This is a genomic window from Kribbia dieselivorans NBRC 106261 (assembly GCF_001552435.1).
GTDB classification, from domain to species: Bacteria; Actinomycetota; Actinomycetes; order Actinomycetales; family Dermatophilaceae; genus Kribbia; species Kribbia dieselivorans.
In genome coordinates, this window is record NZ_BCRE01000210.1 from 1 (window position 1) to 6,562 (window position 6,562).

8 protein-coding genes are annotated in these 6,562 nt (G+C 69.2%); all 8 read left to right on the plus strand.

Features of this window, described 5'->3' with window-relative positions:
* Positions 1-362: hypothetical protein (locus KD1_RS16955; RefSeq protein WP_068403086.1), on the plus strand; the 362-nt coding region annotated here is incomplete at its 5' end.
* Entirely contained in the window at positions 359-724 is a 366-nt protein-coding gene (locus KD1_RS14465; protein ID WP_068403088.1) for a TadE/TadG family type IV pilus assembly protein, read from the plus strand. The genes KD1_RS16955 and KD1_RS14465, both read left to right, overlap by 4 nt.
* Positions 721-2,061: a TadA family conjugal transfer-associated ATPase gene (locus tag KD1_RS14470; protein WP_217995904.1), complete on the plus strand. Its 1,341-nt coding sequence runs from the start codon at positions 721-723 to the stop codon at positions 2,059-2,061. Before KD1_RS14465 ends, KD1_RS14470 begins: the two co-directional genes overlap by 4 nt.
* On the plus strand, positions 2,061-2,987 hold the full coding sequence (locus KD1_RS14475) for a type II secretion system F family protein (RefSeq protein ID WP_068403090.1): 927 nt from the start codon (positions 2,061-2,063) through the stop codon (positions 2,985-2,987). The genes KD1_RS14470 and KD1_RS14475 overlap by 1 nt, the downstream gene beginning before the upstream one ends.
* A complete protein-coding gene (locus KD1_RS14480) occupies positions 2,984-3,886 on the plus strand; it encodes a type II secretion system F family protein (protein WP_068403092.1) in 903 nt (300 codons plus the stop codon). Before KD1_RS14475 ends, KD1_RS14480 begins: the two co-directional genes overlap by 4 nt.
* Positions 3,883-5,055, plus strand: coding sequence for a sensor histidine kinase (locus KD1_RS14485; protein ID WP_068403094.1), 1,173 nt, complete (start codon positions 3,883-3,885; stop codon positions 5,053-5,055). The genes KD1_RS14480 and KD1_RS14485 overlap by 4 nt, the downstream gene beginning before the upstream one ends.
* Positions 5,056-5,090: 35 nt before the next feature.
* Positions 5,091-5,738, plus strand: coding sequence for a response regulator (locus tag KD1_RS14490; RefSeq protein ID WP_217995905.1), 648 nt, complete (start codon positions 5,091-5,093; stop codon positions 5,736-5,738).
* A 1-nt stretch (position 5,739) separates the two neighbouring features.
* The gene (locus KD1_RS14495; protein ID WP_068403098.1) at positions 5,740-6,387 is read left to right on the plus strand and encodes a pilus assembly protein TadG-related protein; all 648 of its coding nucleotides are present in this window, start codon (positions 5,740-5,742) and stop codon (positions 6,385-6,387) included.
* The last annotated feature ends 175 nt before the right edge of the window (positions 6,388-6,562 follow it).

Sequence of the window (6,562 nt, forward strand, 5' to 3'; positions counted from 1 at the left end):
GCTCCGCCCGGGCCAAGGCCCAGGCCGAGGCCGGCCAGGTCGTGCTCGAGAACGTCGCCATCGTGCCCCTCGCGCTGCTGTTCTGCCTCATCGCCTGGCAGCTCGTGCTCACCGGCGTGACGTTCATGTACATGGGCCACGCCGCCGATGAGGGCGCCCGCGCGGCGGCCATCGGCAAGCCCGCCTCGGTCGTGACCCGTGAGGCGACCGAGGCCCTGCCGGCGTCGATGCGCAGTGGCGCGACCGTCACGCGCCCGTCGCCCTCCTCGGTGCAGGTCAGCCTGCCCGTGCCGCTCGTCGTGCCCGGCTGGGTCAGCGTCAGCCGCATCACGACCGAACAGAAAGTGGTGGTGGAGCCGTGAACACCCGAGCCAACCGAGCTCCGCTCCGGCGTGAGCGTGGCGTGGCCGCGATCGAGTTCGTCGCCCTCGTGCCGATCATGCTGCTCGTCGCGGTCATGGTCTTCCAGGTCGGCCTGGCCGCCTGGGCGATGACCTCGGCCGACAAGGCGGCCCGCTCGGCCGCGCGCGCCGCGAGCATGGGGCGCAACCCGTACGCCGCCGCGCAGGCGTCGTTGCCGGGCAACCTGCAGGCCACCGCCGTGACGCCGCTCGGGTCGCCCGGTGGGCACGCGTACCGCGTCACCGTGCGCATCCCGAAGGTCACGCCGTTGGATCTGGGCTCGGTGCACCGCGAGGCCGTCATGCCGGAGGTCGGACCGTGACCGTTGTCTCGAATCGCAACTACTCCTCGTTCGGCTCGGCCGAGCTCGAGGCCAAGACCCACGGCAACACCGATGACGCGCTGGTCATCCGCTTCCGCAAGCTGCTGCTCGAGGAGGTCGACCTGGCCGAGCTGTCCAAGCTCGACGCCAACCAGCGCCGCGCGCGGCTCGAGCGGGTCATCGCCCACCTCGTCACCCGTGAAGGTGTCGTGCTCTCGACGAGCGAGCGCAACGGCCTGATCCGCCGCGTCGTCGACGAGAGCGTCGGCCTCGGTGTGCTCGAGCCGCTGCTGGCCGATCCGTCGATCTCGGAGATCATGATCAACGGCCCCGAGACGGTCTACGTCGAGCGGCGTGGCCGGGTCGAGCGCGTCAACGCGACGTTCTCGTCCAACGACCAACTGCTGCAGACCATCGACCGCATCGTCTCGACGGTCAACCGGCGCGTCGACGAGTCCAGCCCGATGGCCGACGCGCGACTGCCCGCCGACTCGCGCATGCCGCGGGGCGCGCGTGTCAACGTCGTGCTGCCGCCGCTGGCGCTCAACGGGCCGACCGTGACGATCCGACTCTTCCCCAAGGCGTTCAGCCTGGAGCAGCTCATCGGGTTCAAGAGCATCGACCGGGACACCGCCGGCCTGCTGGCCCTGTGCGTCGAGGCGCGGCTGAACATGATCGTCTCGGGCGGTACCGGGTCGGGCAAGACGACGTTCCTCAATGTGCTGTCGTCGTTCATCCCCGGCGCCGAGCGCATCGTCACGATCGAGGACGCCGCCGAGTTGAGCCTCGACCAAGAACACACGATCCGCCTCGAGACGCGCCCGGCGAACGTCGAGGGCAAGGGGCAGATCACCATTCGCGACCTCGTGCGCAACTCGCTGCGTATGCGCCCCGATCGGATCATCGTCGGTGAGTGCCGTGGCGGTGAGGCCCTGGACATGCTCCAGGCGATGAACACCGGTCACGAGGGGTCGCTGACGACGGTTCACGCCAACAGCCCCGACGACGCGCTCTCGCGACTGGAGACGCTGGCGTCGATGAGTGACGTGGTCATCCCGTTCACCGCGATCCGTGACCAGGTCAACTCGGCGATCGACATCATCGTGCAGCTCAACCGCACGCTCGACGGATCGCGGCGGGTCACGCAGGTGGCGTTCGTGCTCAGCCGTCGGCAGGAGGAGTTCGAGATCGTGCCGATCATGCGCTGGGACCCCGAGCGCCGCAATGAAGATGGCACGACGGGGGCGTTCCTGCGCTACCCGTTGCCCGAGAAGCTGATCCACCGGTTGCGTCTGGTGCAGATGCAGCCGCCGACCGATTGGACGGTGACCGCGTGATGGGCAACCCCGTCGTCATCACCCTCGGAGCCGTGCTCGCGATGGTGCTCGCGCTCGTCGCCGTGCGCGAACTTGCGGCCGTGGGACGCAGCCGTCGTCAGATGGTTGCCTCGGCGGCCGGTCTGGTCGACGCGTCGCAGGAGCCGTTGCTGGCGCGGGCGGATCGCCGTTTGGCCCGCAGTGCGCGTGGGCGCGCCTTTGCCCGTGAGCTCGAGTTGGCCGGGATCACGCAGCGCCCGTCGGTGGTGTTGCTCGGCGGTGTGGTCATCGCCGTGGCCGCCTTCTACGCGCTGTGGACGTTGCTGGCGCCGGCGTTGGGTCTGGCCGGTTTGGCGGCCGGGTTCCTGGCGGTGCGGTGGTACATCGGCCGCGGCAAGGAGCGCCGTCGCGAGGCGTTCATCGCGCAGCTGCCGGAGTTCGCGCGGGTGCTGGCCAACGCCACCAACGCGGGTCTGTCGTTGCCGACCGCGCTGAGCGTGGCGGCCGACGAGCTCGCCGAACCCGCCTCCACGGAGCTCCGTCGCGTGTCGAACGACCTGCAGTTCGGGGCGGATCTACGCCGGGCGCTCGACGAACTGCGCTCGCGGATCGGGTCGCGTGAGGTGAGTGTGCTCATCTCGACGCTGGTCGTGTCGTCGCGGGCCGGCGGGTCCCTGGTCACGTCGCTGCGGGGCATTGCGGACACGCTCGAGATGCGCCGTGAGACGCGGCGTGAGGTGCGGACGACGCTGACGCAGTCGATCGCGACGAGCTACATGGTCATCGGCATCGGCTTCGTGCTGCTGCTCGGCCTCAATGTCATGTACCCCGGAGTCGTCGAGGAGATGACGCGCAACATCATCGGGCAGGTCGCCCTGGGCATCGTGTTCGTGCTCTTCGGCACCGGCTTCGTCGTGATTCGGAAGATGGCGAGGATCGAACCGTGAACTGGCTGGTGGGGATCGTTCCGGGCCTGGTGGCGACCGCGACGTTGGTGGCGTTCCTGCATGGCTATCGGCTGCTGCGCTCCGACCCGGCCGAGGGGCTGGACGTCGAGGACATCGCCCTGTTCAACGCGCCGGAGCGTCGTCGTGCGGGCGGGCAGGGACCGCTGGGTCGGCTCGCGTCGAGGCTGACCCCGGAGGTGCGGAGGCGACTGCCGCTGCCGGCCCTGCGGTGGCTGCAGAAGCAGGTCAACGCCGCCGGCCGCAGCGCCGACCTGGACGTGGATTCGGTCCTGCGGCAGGTCGTCATGTGGGGCCTGATCCTGTTGCCCGTGGCCGTGCTCTACCTCATGCAGGGCAACCTGATCATGGTTCTGCTGGCGATCGTGGCGGCGCTGATCCTGCCGCTGGGTCGGCTGACCCGGCAGGCCCGTCTTCGGCGCGAACAGCTCGATCGCGACCTCCCCGACTTCCTTGACGTGCTGGCCGTGACGGTCAGTGCCGGCGTCGCGTTCCGGCCGGCGCTGCGCGTGGTCTCGGAGCGGTTCGGTGGCCCGCTGGCCGAGGAGTTTGCGCTGGTGCTCAACCAGATCGCCAACGGCGCGTCGGTGCGTGGGGCGTTCATCCAGCTGCGGGAGCGCAACGACTCACAATCCCTGCAGGAGTTCGTCACCGCCTACCTGCAGGCCGAGGAACTCGGCGCTCCGCTGGCCGACACGCTCAACCAGATCGCGATGGACATGCGCAAGGCCTCGGCTCAGCGGATGCGGCAGAAGGCGGGGCGCACGGCCCCGCGGGTGACCCTCGTCAGCTCCGTGGTCCTGGTGCCGGGTGTGCTGATCCTGTTGCTGGTCGGCATGTATCTCGGCTCGGACATCGACTTCGGAGGACTGCTCGGATGAGTGACGTCGCCCTGCTCACTTCGCCCGCCTCGATCACGCTGTCCAAGGCGGCATTCCTCGGGCGGCTCATGGCACTGCTCATCGCCATGCTCGCGATGGTCGGCTCCGAGTTGACGCTGGTCTTCACGATCAGCGCGATCCTCGTCGGTCTGACGAGCTACCTGGGTCTGACGCATCCCGACCTCATGTCGCTGGTCGGGCGGCACCCGTCGCTCGCCATGCTCGACGTGGCCGTACTCGTCGGTGTCGCCGCCGTGGCCGGACTCAACAGCCCGGTGCTGTTGGCGCCGCTGACCACGGCCCTGCTCGTCGGGCTGTGGCTCGAGGAGCGGGCCAGCATCCTCGTCACCGGCGTGCTCGTCGGGGCGTATGTCCTGGCCCTGCTCGCCACCGACCAGCTGAACGCCGGAGGGTCGATCAACTCGCTCCTCATCCCGCTCGTGTACGTGCTGCTGTGGTTCGTCGGAGTCGCCATGCGCCGCGCGATCGTGGCGGAGCAGCGCTCCAATGCGGCCCTGACCGACGCGGTCAGTCTGGCCACCGAGGCCGAGGCCCGGGCGCGGTTCGCGCGCGAGATCCACGACTCGCTGGCGAAGTCCCTCCAAGGCGTGGCCATGAGTGCTTCGGCGCTGCCGACCTGGGTCGACAAGGACCCGGTTCGTGCCAAGGACCGTGCCGCGGATGTCGCCCAAGCAGCGTCGCAGGCGGTGGACGACGCGCGAGTGCTCATGACCAACCTGCGGCGCAGCGAGGTGCGCGAGCCGCTGCCCGGCATGGTGCACCAGGTCGTCACGGCATGGGAGCGTCGTACCGGGCTAGTTGCGGAGACGCGACTCGATGACGTCGACGTCGCGGAGGACTCGCGCCGGTACGAACTCCTCGCCGCGCTCGGCGAGGCCTTGGAGAACGTGGCTCGCCACGCCGCTCCGTGCCGGACCACGGTGACGCTCACCGAACGCAACGGCGAGGCGGTATTGCAGGTCGAGGACACCGGCAAGGGTGTCGATACGAGCGTGCTGCGCGAGACCGAGGCCGGAGGGCACTTCGGGGTCCGCGGAATGCGCGAACGTCTGGCCGCCATCGGCGGCGCCATGTCATGGGACAGCCGGCCGGGTCGGGGGACCACGGTCACTTTCGTCGTCCACAAGGAAGGGTTGGTCGAACGGTGAGTACGCAGATTCAGGATGCACAGGGGATGCCATCGATGGCGCCGACCTCCGAGGTTCGGGTGCTGATCGTCGACGACAACGCGATCGTGCGGATGGGCATCCGGTCGTTGCTCGAGTCGGAGGACGACCTCGTCGTGGTGGGCGAGGCCGCTGACGGTGAGGAGGCGTTGCGGGCCGCGGCGCAGTATCGCCCCGATGTCGTGCTGCTCGATGTGCGCATGCCGAAGCGGGACGGGGTCTCGGTCGTGCGTGAACTGGCAGCTGCCGCGGCCGTGCTCATGCTGACGTTCACCGACGAGGCCGAGATCGTGCGGCAGGCGGTGACCGAAGGGGCAGCGGGGTATCTCGTGCACGGCACGTTCGACGCCGCGACCCTGGCGCAGTCGGTGCGCTCGGCGGCGATCGGCAGCGGGTCGTTCACCGCGGGCGCCCTGGCCGCGTTGCGAAATGACCTGGCTTCCCCGCCCGCGGCCGGACTGCGCTCCGGCAATCACGGGTTAAGCCGGCGACAGGCGGAGGTCATGGACGCGATTGCTGCGGGGCGGAGCAACGGGCAGATCGCGCGTGATCTGTTTCTGTCGGAGAAGACGGTCAAGAACCACATCAACGCGATCTTCATGCGCCTGGAGGTCACCACGCGGGCCGAGGCCATCGCGGTGTGGCTCGGGACCAAGGTGGCCTGAGATGACGTCGGTGTCTCGCGCGGAGCGCGGTCAGGTCACGACGATGTTGACCATGCTCGTCACGGTGTTGCTGTGCGCGTTCACGGTCGGGTACATCGTTCGGGTGGCCAAGGCGACGGATGAGCGCAGCCAGATCCAGATCGCCGCCGACGCGGCCGCGCTGGCCGGGGCCAAGGACGTCAAGGACACGGCGCCGGCCCTGTTGCCCCAAGTGGCGACCGGGCAACAGCGGTTCACCTGCGGCCTCGGTCGCGGGGCAGCGGCCGACTTTGCGTCGCGTAACGACGCGACCCTGGTGTCGTACTGCTACTACCCGAACAGTGACCGGATCGAGGTCCGGGTACGGATGAACACCGTGGCCGAGAGCGGACGGCATGAGGATGCGCGGGCGGTGGCCAAGGTGGGCAAGCGCCTCGGGCCCTGTGCTCTGGTGCCGCTCCCGCCGCCCCCTCCGACACCCTCACCCACGTCGACGCCGACGCCCACAGACCCGGAGGAGGAGCCGCCTCCGCCGCCGGACGTGGAGCGGACAGCGCGCTGCGGGGATGTCGACGTGCCGTTGACCTTCCCTGGGGACGGCGGGCGACCGTACTCCACCTTCGACGCCGGGGTGCTGGCCGGGCAGCTCAAGCCGTCGCTGATCGACTGACTGTTGCGCGTTATGGAGGGCCGGACCCCAATCGGGGGTCCGGCCTTCTGCTGTGTGGTCGCGGGGGATCTCGGACTTGGGCCGATTTGTGGGCCTGGTTTGGGTCTTCGGACCCTCGTTGTGTGCTCCTGGGCTGCGTAATGTTTGAGGTGTCGGAAAGGGGGAGGAAATCCCC